General features: G+C 50.8%; 16 protein-coding genes. 13 read left to right on the top strand and 3 right to left on the bottom strand.

Features of this window, described 5'->3' with window-relative positions; translation table 11 throughout:
* The first annotated feature begins 137 nt into the window (after positions 1-137).
* The 10 genes from F7231_RS23385 (at position 138) to frr (ending at position 7735) form a co-directional block, all read left to right on the top strand.
* Entirely contained in the window at positions 138-731 is a 594-nt protein-coding gene (locus F7231_RS23385; RefSeq protein ID WP_085412637.1) for a LemA family protein, read from the top strand.
* 100 nt (positions 732-831) lie between these two features.
* Complete coding sequence (locus tag F7231_RS23380) at positions 832-1257, top strand: TPM domain-containing protein (RefSeq protein WP_166693746.1); 426 nt, start codon at positions 832-834, stop codon at positions 1255-1257.
* A 37-nt stretch (positions 1258-1294) separates the two neighbouring features.
* Positions 1295-2116: a TPM domain-containing protein gene (locus F7231_RS23375; RefSeq protein WP_374757385.1), complete on the top strand. Its 822-nt coding sequence runs from the start codon at positions 1295-1297 to the stop codon at positions 2114-2116.
* 197 nt (positions 2117-2313) lie between these two features.
* Positions 2314-3306 carry a tRNA dihydrouridine synthase DusB gene (dusB, locus tag F7231_RS23370; protein WP_166693812.1) on the top strand — a complete coding sequence of 331 codons (993 nt, stop codon included), beginning with the start codon at positions 2314-2316 and terminating at the stop codon, positions 3304-3306.
* Positions 3307-3491: 185 nt separating this feature from the next.
* Complete coding sequence (locus F7231_RS23365; RefSeq protein ID WP_166693745.1) at positions 3492-4412, top strand: DMT family transporter; 921 nt, start codon at positions 3492-3494, stop codon at positions 4410-4412.
* 98 nt (positions 4413-4510) lie between these two features.
* Entirely contained in the window at positions 4511-5260 is a 750-nt protein-coding gene (locus F7231_RS23360) for a hypothetical protein (RefSeq protein WP_166693744.1), read from the top strand.
* Positions 5261-5284: 24 nt separating this feature from the next.
* A complete protein-coding gene (locus F7231_RS23355) occupies positions 5285-5638 on the top strand; it encodes a hypothetical protein (RefSeq protein WP_166693743.1) in 354 nt (117 codons plus the stop codon).
* A gap of 107 nt (positions 5639-5745) precedes the next feature.
* On the top strand, positions 5746-6243 hold the full coding sequence (locus F7231_RS23350) for a biotin/lipoyl-containing protein (RefSeq protein WP_166693742.1): 498 nt from the start codon (positions 5746-5748) through the stop codon (positions 6241-6243).
* 91 nt (positions 6244-6334) lie between these two features.
* On the top strand, positions 6335-7069 hold the full coding sequence (pyrH, locus tag F7231_RS23345) for a UMP kinase (protein ID WP_085412631.1): 735 nt from the start codon (positions 6335-6337) through the stop codon (positions 7067-7069).
* A gap of 105 nt (positions 7070-7174) precedes the next feature.
* Entirely contained in the window at positions 7175-7735 is a 561-nt protein-coding gene (frr, locus tag F7231_RS23340; RefSeq protein WP_085412630.1) for a ribosome recycling factor, read from the top strand.
* Between the two features lie 213 nt (positions 7736-7948).
* Here the strand turns inward: frr and F7231_RS23335 are convergent, their stop codons facing one another.
* Together F7231_RS23335 and F7231_RS23330 are read right to left on the bottom strand one after the other, a co-directional pair.
* Positions 7949-8929, bottom strand: coding sequence for a UDP-glucuronic acid decarboxylase family protein (locus F7231_RS23335; RefSeq protein ID WP_085412629.1), 981 nt, complete (start codon positions 8927-8929; stop codon positions 7949-7951).
* Positions 8930-8974: 45 nt separating this feature from the next.
* Positions 8975-10288, bottom strand: coding sequence for a UDP-glucose dehydrogenase family protein (locus F7231_RS23330; protein WP_085412628.1), 1314 nt, complete (start codon positions 10286-10288; stop codon positions 8975-8977).
* A gap of 376 nt (positions 10289-10664) precedes the next feature.
* Between F7231_RS23330 and F7231_RS23325 the strand changes: the two genes are divergently transcribed.
* The 3 genes from F7231_RS23325 to F7231_RS23315 all read left to right on the top strand — a co-directional run bounded on the left by F7231_RS23325 (position 10665) and on the right by F7231_RS23315 (position 13773).
* Complete coding sequence (locus tag F7231_RS23325; protein WP_166693741.1) at positions 10665-11816, top strand: acyl-CoA dehydrogenase family protein; 1152 nt, start codon at positions 10665-10667, stop codon at positions 11814-11816.
* Positions 11817-11944: 128 nt separating this feature from the next.
* Positions 11945-12727, top strand: coding sequence for a hypothetical protein (locus tag F7231_RS23320; RefSeq protein WP_166693740.1), 783 nt, complete (start codon positions 11945-11947; stop codon positions 12725-12727).
* 68 nt (positions 12728-12795) lie between these two features.
* Positions 12796-13773, top strand: coding sequence for a hypothetical protein (locus F7231_RS23315; protein ID WP_166693739.1), 978 nt, complete (start codon positions 12796-12798; stop codon positions 13771-13773).
* Positions 13774-13783: 10 nt separating this feature from the next.
* On the opposite strand, the gene F7231_RS23310 is transcribed toward F7231_RS23315, so the two are convergent.
* Complete coding sequence (locus F7231_RS23310; protein WP_166693738.1) at positions 13784-16033, bottom strand: TonB-dependent receptor; 2250 nt, start codon at positions 16031-16033, stop codon at positions 13784-13786.
* Positions 16034-16178 lie beyond the last annotated feature (145 nt).

The following is a 16178-nucleotide window of genomic DNA, read 5'->3' as shown; positions in this document are numbered from 1 at the left end:
TTTCTCAACGCTTAATTCGTCCAGTCCTGTACTCCCCGGACCGGCCATTGATAATTGATAGGTGAAAATTGATAACTGTTCTTAGCTTTGAACCGTTTACTGAACCATAAGCCGATTCGGCCAAACCACGTAAAACCATGTCAAAAGGATTAATCATTATTGTTGTCGTTGCTGCCATCTTTGGTATGTACGGCTGTAGTTCATACAACGGCTTAGTTGATAAAGACACCAATGTCGACAAGTATTGGAGTCAGGTACAAACACAATACCAGCGCCGGGCCGATCTCATTCCGAACCTGGTACGGACCGTACAGGGTGTTGCCGAATTCGAGAAGAGTACCCTTCAAAGTGTTATCCAGGCGCGGGCCAATGCAACGGGTATCAACCTAAACGCAGACCAGCTGACGCCCGAGAATATTCAGAAATTCCAGGCGGCTCAGGATCAACTTAGCGGGTCACTATCAAGGCTGCTGGCTGTTGCCGAAAGCTATCCGCAACTGAAAGCAACCCAGAATTTCTCTGAACTACAGGCGCAGCTTGAAGGCACCGAAAACCGGATTGCCGTAGCGCGGAATGACTTCAATACGGCGGCAACTGACTACAATAAGTCAGTACGGTCGTTCCCGAACAATATTTTCGCGGGCATCTTCGGCTTCCCCCGCAAAGGGTTGTTTGAAGCCAGCGCGGCCGCTCAGAACGCCCCAACCGTTGATTTCGGTACGCAGAAATAACCATCGGTGACCAGTGATTGAGTAGCTGTAGGGTTGTCTGGGTACGTCTCCTGGCAACCCTAAAGCTACTCAATCACTGGTCGTTGACAATCAGTATACCATGACCCTTACACCCGACCAACAAGAGCAGATCATTGCCGCTATCCGGCAGGCCGAACGCGAAACGTCGGGCGAAATCCGGGTGCATATTGAAGCCAACTGCCCGGACAGCGACCCTGTACAACGGGCTGTTGCTGTGTTTAAGCACTTGGGTATGCACCAGACAAAGGAGCAAAACGGCGTTTTGTTCTACCTAGCCCACGAAGACCGGAAGTTCGCCGTCGTGGGCGACCAGGGCATCGACGCAAAAGTGCCCGCCGATTTTTGGCAAAGCACAAAAGACCTTATGCGCCAGCACTTCGCCGCTACCGATTACGCAACCGGCCTTAGCCAGGGCATCGAACGCGCAGGCCAGCATCTGAAAACGTTTTTCCCCCGCGCCAGCGACGACGTCAACGAGCTGCCCGACGATATTTCATTCGGTTGAGACACACCATTTTCTCTGCCTGACCCCACTGTACTCCGTGACTGTTCTACGCTCAATTTCCCGGTTCATTATCTCCAGGCTCGCTGGTAGCCTGTGGCTTCTTGGCCTGTTGGTGTCACTGACACTTCACGCCCAGACGGTACCCGACGATTCACTGCCCGCCCGACCTTCGCCACCGCGTCTGGTCAATGACCTGGTGGGTATGCTTTCACCGAGTGAAGTGCAACAGCTTGAACGGAAACTGGTTGCTTATAACGACTCCACCTCATCGCAACTGGCTATTGTGGTGGTGAAATCAACGGGAATTTACGAACCAGCCGACTATGCCTTTTCCATTGGCCGCAAGTGGGGTGTGGGGCAGAAAGGAAAGAATAACGGCGTTGTGTTGCTCTGGGCCACGGGTACCCGCAAGATTTACATCGCCACTGGCCGCGGCATGGAAGGCGTACTCCCCGACGCCATCGCCAAGCGGATCATCAGCCAGATTATTGCCCCTAATTTCAAGCAGCAACAGTACTACCAGGGCTTAGACGAGGCCGTTGATGAAATGTTCCGCCGCGCCACCGGCGAATACAAAGCCGACCCCGCAGCGACTGATGACTCTGGCGGGGGCGAACTATTCATCTGGATGCTCGTCATTATGGTCATCATCTTTTTTGTCATTCGCTCAAGAGGTGGCGGCGGAGGCCGGGGCACCCGTTACCGGGGTGGCGGCGGCATGTTCCTGCCCTACACGACCTTTTCAGGCTGGGGTAGCTCGTCGGGCAGCTTCGGCGGTGGCGGCGGCGGCGGAGGTGGTGGCTTCGGCGGTTTCGGCGGAGGTGACTTTGGCGGCGGCGGCGCAGGCGGCGACTATTAACTTGGTTTAACCAGTTTGTGGTTTGGTGTCTGCCGTTGCGACGCTAATCAATCACGGGGCTGGTCAGCAGCGCAACGGCAAACACCAAACCACAAACGTCAAACTGACCCAGCTCCTTCAACACCCAAAGGAACTGGGCCCGACAAACTATTCCACGTTGCCCAACGTTGCAAAAAACGTACAGCGTAAAACGGAATATGGTTAAGATTGGGTCAATTGAATTAGGTGAATTTCCACTGCTGCTGGCTCCCATGGAGGATGTTAGCGATCCGCCGTTTCGGGCCGTTTGTAAAGAAAACGGGGCCGATCTGATGTATACTGAATTCATCTCGTCGGAAGGGCTCATCCGCGATGCCGCCAAGAGCGTGCAGAAACTCGACATTTTCGAGTACGAGCGGCCCATCGGCATTCAGCTCTTTGGTTCTGACGTACAGACGATGGGCGAATGTGCCCGCATTGCTACCCGCGCCAATCCCGACCTGATCGATATCAACTACGGCTGCCCGGTGAAAAACGTGGCCTGCCGCGGTGCTGGTGCCGCGCTCTTGCAGGATATTCCCAAAATGGTGCTGATGACCAAAGCTGTTGTCGACGCTACTCATTTGCCTGTAACGGTAAAAACGCGCCTCGGTTGGGATGATAGCACCAAAAATATCATGGACGTAGCTGAACGCCTACAGGACATTGGCATTCAGGCCCTTACCGTTCACGGACGTACCCGCGTACAGATGTACAAAGGAGAAGCCGACTGGACATTGATTGGCCGGGTGAAAGAAAATCCCCGCATTAAGATTCCGATCTTTGGCAATGGCGATATCGACTCCCCGGAGAAAGCCCTCGAATACAAAAATCGCTACGGCGTTGATGGTGTCATGATTGGCCGCGCCAGCATTGGCTATCCCTGGATTTTCAACGAAATCAAGCATTTCGTAAAAACGGGTCAGCACCTCGCCCCGCCAACCCTGACCGACCGCATAACGGCCTGCCGCAAACACCTCGACTTCTCGATTCGCTGGAAAGGGGATCGTCTGGGCATTTTCGAGATGCGCCGCCACTACGCCAACTACTTCAAAGGCTTACGTGATTTCAAGCAGTTCCGTATGCGCTTTGTCGTGGCCGACAGTTATGATGAGCTTCTGACTATTTTGCACGAAGTGAGTGAACACTACGAGGGTGTCATGGCAGTATAGAACGCAGATTCAAAGGAGACAAACAGATTAACGCGGATTTTCGATTCTACCGGATTGACTCTGCCTTTACACATCCGCTTGAATTGGAAATTCGTGTAAATCCGTTCGCTCCCCATAACCTGCGTGCCTCTCATCATCCACGTCAGTCTATTAGTCCCTTAAAATCAGCGTACCTATCATCGCACATGACTGAAACCACTACGCCAGAACCTGTTCTCGTTGTTCAAAAGCGCCCGCTCCTAGCCTGGATACTACTGACATGCATGGCGTTGGTGTGGGGCAGTTCGTTCATCATGATGAAGAAAGCGCTGGGCGCTTTCACGGTGCAGCAGGTGGCGTCGGGCCGAATTTTCTTTGCGTTTCTGTTTTTCCTGCCCTTCATGCTGGTGCAGATCCGAAAGTCCGACGTGCAACAGACGCTGCGCCTTCGGTGGCCTGCGCTGCTGGCATCGGGGTCTCTGGGGTTTCTATTGCCGGCCTTCCTGTTTGCCGAAGCCGGCGCGCATTTGAGCAGTTCCCTGTCAGGCACGCTAAATTCACTGAGTCCGCTGTTTGTCCTCCTCACCGGCACGTTGCTCTTCCGGCAGCGCTTCCGGGCCAATCAGGTGTGGGGTATCATGCTGGGCTTCGTCGGCTCACTGATCCTGGTTTTTTTCAGCGCCACAGGTACGTTCACGGTCAACGGTTACGCCCTGCTGGTAGTGCTGGCCACGCTTATGTACGGCATCAATACCAACCTGATCGGTAAATACCTGAGTCACCTCCCGGCGCTGGTCGCTACGCCCTGGACATTCGCCTTTGTTGGCCCTATTGCCGGCATTTTTCTGTTCTCGACTGATTTTATCAGCCGGGCTGTTGCTGCCGATGCCCTTGTTCCGCTGGGGGCTGTGCTCTTTCTGGGCATACTGGCGTCAGGCATAACCTCAGTCCTGTTTATTCGGGTTGTGCAACTGGCGTCGGGCGTATTTGCCGCATCGGTCACGTACCTGATTCCGGTAGTGGCCGTGGTCTGGGGACTGTTCGATGGCGAAACGATCTACCCCCAGCAATACCTCGGCCTCACGATCAGCCTGTTGGGTATCTACCTGGTGAACCGGCAGAAATAACGCGCTGGCATTCTCTGAATCACTCAATTTCACACGCACTCAACTCATAATTGCGCTGTGATTAGTATACTTGACCTTTCTACTCAACTGGTCTGTATATGTTTCGCTTTTATGCTCCTGTACTGCTTCTTGTGTTCATCAGTAGCACTGTATGGTCTTGTAAGGAAAAGGTCATTGATACGCCTACGCCAGCACCAGACCCCGGCCTTACTTGGCAAATCAACGAGGGCTTTCTGTTCGACGAAAAAATTCAGTTGAACAGCTACGCTGATACGGCCATAATTATACTTTCGGGAAGCAATACAACGGCTATTGCCCCGGGTTCTCAGCGACCTAGAACCGATACTAATTTTGTTCATTACGGCGGTCAGGCTCAGCCAAGTGGGCGCACCGATTATCGTCCTTTACTGACCCCCTCATTCGTTGGGTTTGTGCTCAACGACTTTATCAACATTATTCCAACGGCTAGTCCGGTACAGAGCTATGTAAATGCCGTTGTCCGCTTTTCGGAACTTGATCCTGATTTTGCTTTTTTTGACTTACTACCCTCATGGATTGGCGAAAGCATTGTTGCCAACAACCAAAATCAACTCATTGTCCCCTACCGGCGATACGATAGGTCATACAGTACGCCGGTGATCGAAGGGGGACTCACCAACATCGCCCTTATTTCGCTGGATGTTCCAAGTCCGCCTTCGATCCAGATTAAGACGACCAAAACACAACTTCTTACTATCCAAGGCGGCAATTTTCTACAATCAATCAGCAGCATAGGCAGCTACTTCCTGGTATCGACCAGCAATGGTACATTTCAGATTGCATCAGACGGCATTTATCGAAAGACGTAACCCTACCCTTTCCTCAAATTCTTTGTGTTCAATGGAACGGTGTACGGCGTAACGACTGCTAACACTGGCACCTTGAAACTGGCCAAATCGACAGATCAGGGGGCAACGTGGTCGATTATTATCGATCAACTCCCCGATGCATATCGCACATTCACCTACAAAACAGTAGGCGACAAGCTGATCGCGGCCTACAACAGCCAGCTCTTCCAGCTGACCATTACACCCACAACCTTGTCGACTGTCGAATTAGACAACACTGGTTTGTATGGCAACAGGATCACTTCGGTCGCTCAGTTCCGCAACACGGTTTACGTTTCGACCCTATCAGGTGTATTTACGAAGCCTGTTCGTACCTTTCTGACAACGAAAAATAAATAGTTTCTGGTTTGTTGTTTGACGTTGCTTCGCTGAATCACGAATTAGTCGATTAGCAGCGCAACGTCAAACGACAAACAGCAAACCAGAAACAACCTAAACGCTTTCCCATGTACACCGCTTCAGTCAACAACGCCCCCCCTCTCAGCATCACCATTCAGCCTTCGGGCATTACCCTCAACGATGAGCCCTACACCTGGGACTTATCGGCATTGGGCGAGGGGATTTTCCATATTCTGAAAGATGACCGCTCTTTTTCGGTAGAAGTGCTTTCGATTGATGCATCCACCAAGTCCGTACAGTTGAAAATCAACGGACAGATTCACGACGTTCAGGTAAAAGATCGGTTTGACCTGCTGCTCGAAAAAATGGGCATGAGCAACGCAGCTGCCAGCAAAGTAAACAACATCAAAGCCCCGATGCCCGGCCTGATCGTCGGCATCAGCCTGGAAGTGGGCGCTACCGTTAGCAAAGGCGACACCGTTCTGATTCTGGAAGCCATGAAGATGGAGAACGTTATTAAAGCTCCCGGCGACGGTACCGTACGGTCAATCAACGTGCAGAAAGGTGACCGCGTCGAGAAAGGCCAGGTGCTGATCGAGTTCTAGGCTGGTACCAAAACGCTCCTTTCCTATTCACTGACTTTCGTTCCTTTAGCGGCTTTCCTTATCTTTGCCCCCGCAAAAAAGGCACCTCTGTATGGCTCAACAACCCAAGTACAAACGCATCCTGCTCAAACTGAGCGGTGAGGCACTCGCAGGCCCTGGCGGCTACAATATAGACCCTGCTATTCTGGAGCAGTACGCAAAAGAGATCAAGCAGGTCATCGAACTGGGCGTCGAGGTGGCGGTGGTGATTGGGGGTGGCAATATCTTCCGGGGTGTATCGGGCGAACGCTCAGGCATCGACCGTGTGCAAGGCGATTACATGGGCATGCTGGCCACGGTAATCAACGCAATGGCCCTGCAAAGCTCGTTTGAAAAGCAGGGCATGTTCACCCGCGTGATGTCGGCCATTAAGATGGAGCAGATCTGCGAACCCTACGCCCGGCGGCGCGCCGTACGGCATCTGGAAAAAGGCCGGATCGTTATTTTCGGTGCCGGAACAGGTAACCCCTACTTCACCACCGACAGCACAGCTGCGTTACGCGCTAACGAGATCGAAGCCGATGTGGTGCTGAAAGGCACGAAGGTCGACGGTGTGTACACGGCTGACCCAATGAAAGATAAAACGGCCACACGCTACACGCACATTACCTTTCAGGACGTTTACGAAAAGAAATTGAGCGTGATGGACTTAACCGCTTTTACGCTCTGTCAGGAGAATAATCTCCCCATTATTGTCTTCAACATGAACGAGACCGGCAGCTTGCTGCGGCTTGTACAGGGCGAAGACGTAGGTACGTTGATCACCGTAGATTTACCAACAAAATAAAGTTCGAGGTTTTTGGTTTGACGTTTATGGTTGCGCTGCTGCTGAGCCTATGGTGCCTTAGCAGCGCAGCCATAAACGTCAAACCAAAAACGTCAAACCCTTTTTATGGAAGAGATTGAATTATACCTCGACGACGCCAAAGAGACGATGGAGAAGGCGTTCAAACACCTATCAATCGAACTGACTAAGATTCGGGCCGGAAAGGCGTCGCCCGACATGCTGGGTGGTATTCAGATCGACTATTACGGGTCGAAATCACCCATTACAAACGTGGCTTCTGTCACCACGCCCGATGCCCGCACCATCGCCATCAAGCCGTTCGACCGGAAAATGATTGGCGAAATCGAGAAGGCCATTCGGAACAGCAACATCGGGCTTGCCCCCATGAATGATGGCGAACTCATCCGACTCAGTGTACCACCCCTCACCGAAGAGCGCCGCCGTGATCTGCTGAAACGGGTGAAACAAGAAATTGAAGTGGCTAAAGTGAACGTGCGGAACATCCGCAAAGACACCAACGATGCCATTCGGAAACTGACGAAAGAAGGCGTATCGGAAGATGCCGTGAAGGTAGGCGAAGAGCGTGTTCAGAAGCTGACCGACTCGTTTATCAGCCGGGTTGAAGAGACCTACTCAGCCAAAGAGCGCGATATCCTGACGGTATAAGATTATATCAACACAGAGAAACAGAAGTGGCCCTGAGAACACGGAGTCTTTCGTTAGAAAAACTCTATGTTCTCAGGGCCACTTCTGTTTCTCTGTGTTGATATAAAAAACAAAAAACCTGCAAGCGAGAGCAGGCAGGTTTTTTAAAGACAGCTAAATGGGCAAGCCCTGTGGACTTACCGAACGTAAAGATAATCGCCAGAGCGATACGCCTTACTTTTTCACAAAATCGCGGTGATTTGCCGCCGAGTAGAGTTCTTCTTTGGGCAGATTACGGAAATAGTCGTACGTGATTTTCAGCCCTTCCTCGCGGGACACCTTCGGCTCCCAGCCCAGCAATTCTTTCGCCTTCGTAATATCAGGCCGACGCTGTTTCGGATCATCTACCGGTAACGGCTTAAGAATCAGCTTCTGCGACGTACCTGTCAGCTTGATAATCTCTTCGCCGAACTCCTTGATCGTAATCTCGACCGGGTTACCGATATTGACCGGATAGGCGTAATCGCTCAGCAGCAGGCGGTAGATACCGTCGACCAGATCAGCTACGTAACAGAACGAGCGCGTCTGCGATCCATCACCAAACACGGTCAGGTCTTCACCGCGCAACGCCTGTCCAATGAAAGCGGGTAATACCCGACCGTCGTTGAGGCGCATCCGTGGACCATAGGTATTGAAAATGCGAACAATGCGTGTTTCCAGGCCATGGTAGGTATGGTACGCCATCGTCATTGCCTCCTGAAAACGCTTGGCTTCATCGTATACGCCACGCGGACCAACTGGGTTTACATTGCCCCAATACTCTTCGGGCTGTGGGTGAACGTTTGGGTCACCGTACACTTCCGAGGTAGACGCAATCAATACCCGCGCCTTTTTCACTCGCGCCAAACCGAGGCAGTTGTGAATACCCAATGAGCCCACTTTCAACGTCTGAATCGGAATCTTCAGGTAATCGATTGGGCTCGCTGGCGAGGCAAAATGCAGGATATAGTCCAGTTCACCAGGTACGTGGATAAACTTAGAAACGTCGTGGTGGTAAAACTCGAAGTTGGGCAGTTTGAACAGGTGCTCAATATTCCGCAGATCACCGGTTATCAGGTTATCCATGGCAATGACATGGTAGCCTTCATTGATGAACCGATCGCATAAGTGCGACCCAAGAAACCCAGCTCCGCCCGTTATTAATACTCTTTTCATGCTTTATCCTTTGTCTGATCCAGTTGAAGTCCAGGCCATCAACTGTTAATTACTTACTACTTCGCGGCCAATTGAATAATAGGTATAGCCCATCTCGCGCATCTGCTCGAGTTCATATACGTTACGGCCATCGAAAATCACTTTGTTTTTGAGCAGAAGATTCATCTTCTCAAACTCCGGCGTGCGGAACATGGGCCATTCTGTCATGATAACCAGTGCATCAGCATCATCGAGCGCGGCGTACGATGTGTGCGCAAACGTAATCTGGTTTCCCAAGATGTTGCGTACGTTTTCCATCGCCTCCGGGTCATAAGCGGTTATTTTTGCGCCCGCTTCCAGTAGCTCGCGGATATTGTCGAGGGCTGGTGCCTCCCGGATATCATCGGTATACGGTTTAAATGCAAGACCCCAAACGGCAATTGTCTTACCTTTCAGGTCGCCGCCAAAGTGGTTCATAATAAGCGGCAACAGGCGCTTTTTCTGGGCGTAGTTAACGTCCATTACTGATTGCAGCACCTTGAAGTCGTAATCGTAATCCTGAGCTGTTCTGGCAAGGGCCTGCACGTCTTTCGGGAAACAGCTGCCACCGTATCCGATACCGGCAAACAGGAAACGCTTGCCAATACGACTGTCTGTACCGATCCCTTTCCGAATATCATCGACGTTGGCACCAACTTTCTCGCACAGGTTGGCAATCTCGTTCATGAACGTGATTTTGGTGGCCAGGAAGGCATTGGCTGCATATTTAGTCATTTCAGCCGAACGCTCATCCATGAAAATTACAGGGTTGCCCTGGCGAACCAGCGGCGCATAAAGCCGGTTCATAACCGCTTTTGCTTTATCCGATTTTGTGCCAATAACCACCCGGTCAGGCTTCATAAAATCTTCAACGGCTACGCCTTCCCGCAGAAACTCTGGGTTTGATACCACATCGAATTCCACTTTTGCGCTTTTAGCAATGCCGGCATGCACTTTCTCGGCGGTACCAACGGGTACGGTGCTTTTGTCAACGATAACCGCGTACTGCTCCATAATAGGCCCCAAATCATTGGCGACACCTAGAATGTACTTCAGATCAGCCGAGCCGTCTTCACCAGGAGGGGTAGGCAATGCAAGGAAAATAACTTCCGCTCCTTTTATGCCTTCAGCCAGATTGGTTGTGAATTTCAGACGTCCTTCTTCCACGTTCCTGTGGAACAACACATCTAGCCCAGGCTCATATATTGGTATAATGCGGTTGTTCAATTTTTCAACCTTCCGCTCGTCAATGTCCACGCAGGTAACCTGATTGCCGGTCTCGGCGAAACATGTGCCGGTAACCAGTCCCACGTACCCAGTACCTACTACTGCTATTTTCATACAGATGATTTAAATTCTACACAGTTTTTTCTACACAACCTGACAAGCCTCCGTATTGTACTATTTTGACTTGTCTGTTGAGCCGCCACAAAAATAGACGATTTTCGGAATAGGACCAGTTTACAACGCAATACCCTGAGTAAGTGATTTTTTCGCAACATAAATCTAAAAGCAGATTATAGCTTGAATGAGGGATTAACCGTCTTTTCTATGGTAATTTTAAGGGATCAAACTACACTATTTTGACAATTTCCCATTATACAATTTAGCCCGTTTCTTATCAAATGGGCGACCTGAACATCCGCTTCCGAATCAGGTTATCAACTCGTATATTACCCTATACTTCATCAATTCAAACGTCCTAAGTCGAACCTGTATGATTACCGAAATAGTAGAAAACCAAGTTGATAATGTCCAACTCATCCGTGAGTCTGTCCGTGATTTTACGGCCCGGCACATCGCCCCCCATGTTCGGGAATGGGATGAGAGCCAGCACTTCCCCGCCGATGAACTGCGGCAAATGGGTTCGCTGGGCCTGTTGGGCATGTTGGTTCCCGAAACCTACGGCGGTGCTGGTTTAGGTTATCACGAATATGTGGCGGCCATCGTTGAATTGTCGAAAGTAGATGGTGCCGTTGGTTTGTCGATGGCAGCGCATAACTCACTTTGCACCAACCATATTCTTATGTTTGGTACGGAAGAGCAAAAACAGCGGTATCTCCCCAAATTGGCATCGGGTGAACACATTGGTGCCTGGGGCCTTACCGAGCCTAATACAGGATCAGACGCAGGTAATATGCGCACGCGGGCCGTTCGGCAGGAAAATGGCGATTGGTTGCTAAATGGTGCCAAGAACTTTATCACCCATGGCCGCTCGGGCAATGTGGCGGTCGTGATTGCCCGCACCGGCGAACCCAATACGCCGCGCAACGCAACAGCTTTCGTAGTAGAACGTGGCACACCGGGCTTCAGAGGCGGCAAGAAAGAAGACAAACTGGGCATGCGGGCGTCTGAAACCGCCGAAATGATTTTCGAAGACTGCCTGATTCCCGATAACCAGCGCCTTGGTGAAGTTGGTGAAGGGTTTGTGCAATCCCTGAAGATCCTGGATGGTGGTCGTATCTCGATCGCTGCGTTAAGCCTAGGCATTGCTATGGGTGCCTATGAAGCCGCCCTCGCCTATGCACAAGAGCGTCAGCAATTTGGACAATCAATTTTCAATTTTCAGGGTATCTCCTTTAAACTGGCCGATATGGCAACCGACATTGAGGCTGCCCGCCTGCTAATCGAGCACGCCTCGGAGTTAAAAAACCAGCATAAGCCAGTTACCAAACAATCGGCAATGGCCAAACTATTCGCTTCAGAAGTATCAGTACGGGTGGCCAACGAAGCGGTGCAGATTCTTGGCGGTTACGGCTATATCAAGGACTTTCCAGTTGAAAAATTTTACCGCGATGCCAAACTTTGTACCATTGGCGAAGGCACTAGCGAAATTCAAAAGGTGGTCATTGCCAGACACATTATGTAATGTAAACGGTAATAGCCAGACAGTAACCTGATTAAAAATGACCGGATGTGGTTATTATATTTTAACTATTGAATATAATTGCATTTATATATCATAAGTAAAATATAATCACTTCACCATATCCGGTCATGATTCGTCTCACATCCAGCCAGATGCAGCAGCTTTTTGCGCTGCATGAATACATCCGCGACCAGTTTACCAAGATGGACTGGATCAAGCTGGCATATATTACAGACAGCCTCGACCTGATCGAAGACCACCCCCGGCTGCTACGGAGCCTCGATTTTAATGATGACGACTATGAGGGTAACAGTTTGCAGGTTCTGGCCCGTATTGTAGGCAACGACTCAGCCTATCTGGCCGATATTGAGCAGTTCGTCAATGATAAAAAAGCGAACGGGAAAAAACCGCCAGCCAACACGGTCAGTGAGTTTGTGTCAACAACCCGCACTACCGTTCCCGAGCGTGTTATCCGATTTGCCCCCGATGTATTCCAAATTCCCGATAAGGCCGTTGACTCTAATGTCCTGTCAGTAATGATGCCATTTGAAGGGCGATTCAATGGAACGTACCTGGCCATTCGAAATGTGTGTGCCCGACTGGGCGTTGTGTGCCGGCGCGCCGACGATATTTGGGATAACAGCATTCTGATTCAGGACGTGTTCGACTTGATTTTTACCAGCAGAGCCGTTATTACTGACTTTACTGATCGTAACCCTAATGTGTTTTACGAAACTGGAGTAGCACACACCTTAGGTAAACTAGTGATACCTATTACCCAGTCGGTAGCCGATATTCCGTTTGATCTCCGCCACCACCGAGCTTTAACGTACCTCCCTAACCAGGAGGGGCTACTTAAACTGGAAACAGATTTGGAAAAGAAGTTAGGTCGTGTTTTTGGTGGGCGCTGACGGCCTAGTCGCCTGAATATGTTGCAATTTTGCCAGTGGGTCACGAAATCGACTTACCCACGTCTTATATGAGGTTTCTTTACCTTTTCCTGTTTATCGTTTATGTAAGCAGCACAAGCTGCCAGACAACCTCTCCTACTGACCAAGATGCACTAGCCAGACAGGGTCCTGATTCAGTACGCTGGGTGAAGTACTCCCTGGCCGATATAAAAACCGATACAACGCTGTTTTCCAAACCCGAGGAAGTCGGTGAATTAGCGGATAGGAGACTCTCAGAATCGTCTGGACTTGCGCAGAGCCAAACAAACCCAAACTATCTTTGGACCCATCAGGATTCGGGCAATTCGAATGAGCTTCAGTTGCTCGACAAGCAGGGCCATGTGGTTGGCCGATATACACTGGCAGGTATCACAAACCGTGACTGGGAAGACATCGCCGTAGGTCCTGGACCGTTACCTGGCCGCAGCTACGTATACGTTGCTGAAATTGGTGACAATCGCCTGAAGCATGCCACCAAAACAATCTATCGTTTTTTAGAGCCAGCTATAATAAGCAGTAAGTTTCCTATTACTGAAACAGTCACGGCTATCGATGTCATTGACCTGCAACTACCTGACGGCCCCAGAAACGCCGAGGCCATTTTGCTCGATCCACTTACACTGGACCTTTACATCGTATCGAAAGAGCAGTTTGCGGAACTCTATAAAGCCAGTTACCCACAGTCGCTGACGAGTACTACGCCACTGCAGCGTGTGTTGATTACACCCTTCAGGAGTATCACAGCAGCATCCGTTTCACCCGACGGAACCGAGATGTTGATCCGCTCTTACAAGCAGCTGTTTTATTTCAGCCGACAGGTCGGCGAATCAATTGAAGCTGCAATGAGAAAACCGCCACGACTCATTTCACTCGCTCAGGAGCCGCAGGGTGAAGCTATAGGCTGGGCATCGGCTGGACAGGGCAAAAAACCCTACGGCTACTTCACGGTCAGTGAACGTACCTTGTTTTTTATCGCCGAACCCATGTTCGTATGTTACAGACGGTAAACCTACCTGCTCAGTGATCTAGTTTATACCGTAACGCCAGGTTAACGATACGCCCCTCCTGCGGCGCCCAGAGCGGCGCGGTGCTGGGGTTGGTTCGCGATCCTGTCACGACATCACTATACTGAATCTGTTGCACATTGAACAGATTCTCGGCGTTCAGCACTAAGCTGACCAAGCCGAACTTTCGTTCGATAGATGCCGCCCAAAACCAGTAGTCAGGTACTAACTTATTATCGTACAGGTACTGGTTGCCCACCCAACTCGATTCAATACCCCAACGCCACTTGTCAGGAACACTATAAGCCAGCGTCAGTGAAAACTTGTCACGGGGGCTATAAGGCAGGAAGGTGTTCGCTCCAACCGGCGTTACGTCAGTCCCCTGCCGAACAACGGCACCCCGCTGAATAGCCGTATGGTTATAGCCCAGGTAAAATTCAAGTTCATTGTACTCCATCCGCAGGTATGTATCCGTACCGATGCTTCGAATATCATAAGCCGCGTTCTGGAGTATGGTTTGCTGATTAGCCGACGTTGAGCCAGCCGCCGTAACGGCAACTACAGGATTACTGATGGTTGTGTAATAAAAAGCCTGATCGAGTTGAATAGTTAGTTGCTCACCAATAGTGCCCTGATAGGCAATGTCCATATTGACGCCCAACGATCGCTCAGGGCGTGTGCTGGTGCTAATGGGCAATAAATACCGGTAATTAAGGCTGGTACGGGCATCGGCTCCCGTCAGGTTCGAGAACGTATTGGGTGTTTTGTAACCGGTGCCAACGCTCGTCCGCACACTCCAGTGGTTAGTTGGTTTGATCAGCATGGATAAGCGCGGCAGAAAGAACGTTCCAAACACGTTGTGCCGGTCGAGCCGCAGGCCGCCTTGAAAGGTTACTATGCCAACCTGATAGTCGTCCTGCACGAACGCACCTAGCGTTTGGTAGGTGTAATCGACAATACGGGTGCTATCGCCTGTTGCTTTACGGAACTGTTCGGTAGTCAGGTTGACACCACCTACCAGCGCATGGGACCCCAGTTGCAGGTAATCGACTCCTTCGAAATACCCCGATACCTGCTTTCCGGCAAATCGGTAGCCATTGTCTGTTTGTGTACGGTCAAAGTAACTGACGGTTCCGCGTGCGGTCAACGTGTTTGCGCGCCCAAGCGATTGATTCAGAGTGGCATCTATTGTATGGCGTTGCGAGGTGTTGTCGACCAAGTAAGTGCGGGACGCACTATGCCCGTAAATAGCTTCTACGTCGCCTCCGGTCCGTTTTTCGTCAACCAGTGTATAGCCTACATTGAATTGGGTACGTTCGGTGGGCGTCAGAAAAAAGCGCGGGTGTACGGTAACCTGTTTGATCAGCGGCGCATCGGCATATCCATCACCGTTTACATCTACGGCCGCCTGATTGGTATAACCGCCAAAGAAGGTCATACCCAGTTTCGTCGACCACTGTTCAGCGTAGTAAGCGTTCAGATTGGTTTCCTTTAGCGTCGAGCGGTTCAGGATGGCGGTTAGCTCCCGTTCGTTTTTCGGGCGGCGAGACACCAGGTTAATTAACCCGCCAATAGCTCCACCTCCGTACAAGGTGGAGGCTGAGCCTTTTACAATCTCCACCTGTTTGAGGTCGAGCGGTGGAATTTGTAGGACGCCCAGGTTGCCCGAAAATCCTTCAAAAAGTGGTAGCCCATCCCGCAAAATCTGGGTGTACTTGGGATCGAGCCCCTGCATTCTGATCCCCTGATTACCGGTCGTTAGCGAGGTACGCTGAATATGAATAATCGATATATCACCTAAAATACCGCTCACATTACCCGGCATAATGGCGGCCTCCTCGTTCATATCTTCCTCGCCAAGCACCTCCACTTTGATAGGCAGATCGTCAATACGCCTGTTCGTTCGGGTCGCCGTTACGACCACTTCATCAAGTTTCGCCTCATCGGCTGTCATCAGCATGGACAGTACGGCATTGTTATCGGCTAGTGGCAAAGTCAGCACATACTGTTTATCCGTGTAGCCAACCAGGCTAATCAGTAACGTGGTGCTACCTGGTTTAAGATTCGTGAGCCGAACCAGTCCATTTGCATCGGCCAGTACACCTACGGGCCGCCTGACTCTAACACGAACAGTAGCGCCCGCCAGCGGCTGGTGAGTCAGGCTATCTTCAACCCGAAGCTGTACAGATTGAGCGGTGGCTAAAAGGGTGGTAGACAGGGATACGACCAGACTAACCAAAAAGAAGGAAACGGACGACGGCATACGAAACGATTTGCCGTAAAGGTATCTGGCAAACCTAAACCCTTTCCGACTGGCAAGGCCGATACAGCTTACACATCCCTATTTTTAATTGTATCATAATACGCTTGGTCTGCCTAGATAACTGAATTCCAATAAAACCAAGTAA

It is taken from the genome of Fibrivirga algicola, assembly GCF_011742925.1.
GTDB classification, from domain to species: Bacteria; Bacteroidota; Bacteroidia; order Cytophagales; family Spirosomataceae; genus Fibrella; species Fibrella algicola.
This window is presented reverse-complemented; position numbering and strand designations above follow the sequence as displayed.

Coding starts and splice junctions, on each gene's coding strand:
- F7231_RS23385 (WP_085412637.1), top strand. CDS start 138: ATGTCAAAAGGATTAATCATTATTGTTGTCGTTGCTGCCATCTTTGGT.
- F7231_RS23380 (WP_166693746.1), top strand. CDS start 832: ATGACCCTTACACCCGACCAACAAGAGCAGATCATTGCCGCTATCCGG.
- dusB (WP_166693812.1), top strand. CDS start 2,314: ATGGTTAAGATTGGGTCAATTGAATTAGGTGAATTTCCACTGCTGCTG.
- F7231_RS23365 (WP_166693745.1), top strand. CDS start 3,492: ATGACTGAAACCACTACGCCAGAACCTGTTCTCGTTGTTCAAAAGCGC.
- F7231_RS23360 (WP_166693744.1), top strand. CDS start 4,511: ATGTTTCGCTTTTATGCTCCTGTACTGCTTCTTGTGTTCATCAGTAGC.
- F7231_RS23350 (WP_166693742.1), top strand. CDS start 5,746: ATGTACACCGCTTCAGTCAACAACGCCCCCCCTCTCAGCATCACCATT.
- pyrH (WP_085412631.1), top strand. CDS start 6,335: ATGGCTCAACAACCCAAGTACAAACGCATCCTGCTCAAACTGAGCGGT.
- frr (WP_085412630.1), top strand. CDS start 7,175: ATGGAAGAGATTGAATTATACCTCGACGACGCCAAAGAGACGATGGAG.
- F7231_RS23335 (WP_085412629.1), bottom strand. CDS start 8,929: ATGAAAAGAGTATTAATAACGGGCGGAGCTGGGTTTCTTGGGTCGCAC.
- F7231_RS23330 (WP_085412628.1), bottom strand. CDS start 10,288: ATGAAAATAGCAGTAGTAGGTACTGGGTACGTGGGACTGGTTACCGGC.
- F7231_RS23325 (WP_166693741.1), top strand. CDS start 10,665: ATGATTACCGAAATAGTAGAAAACCAAGTTGATAATGTCCAACTCATC.
- F7231_RS23320 (WP_166693740.1), top strand. CDS start 11,945: ATGATTCGTCTCACATCCAGCCAGATGCAGCAGCTTTTTGCGCTGCAT.
- F7231_RS23315 (WP_166693739.1), top strand. CDS start 12,796: ATGAGGTTTCTTTACCTTTTCCTGTTTATCGTTTATGTAAGCAGCACA.
- F7231_RS23310 (WP_166693738.1), bottom strand. CDS start 16,033: ATGCCGTCGTCCGTTTCCTTCTTTTTGGTTAGTCTGGTCGTATCCCTG.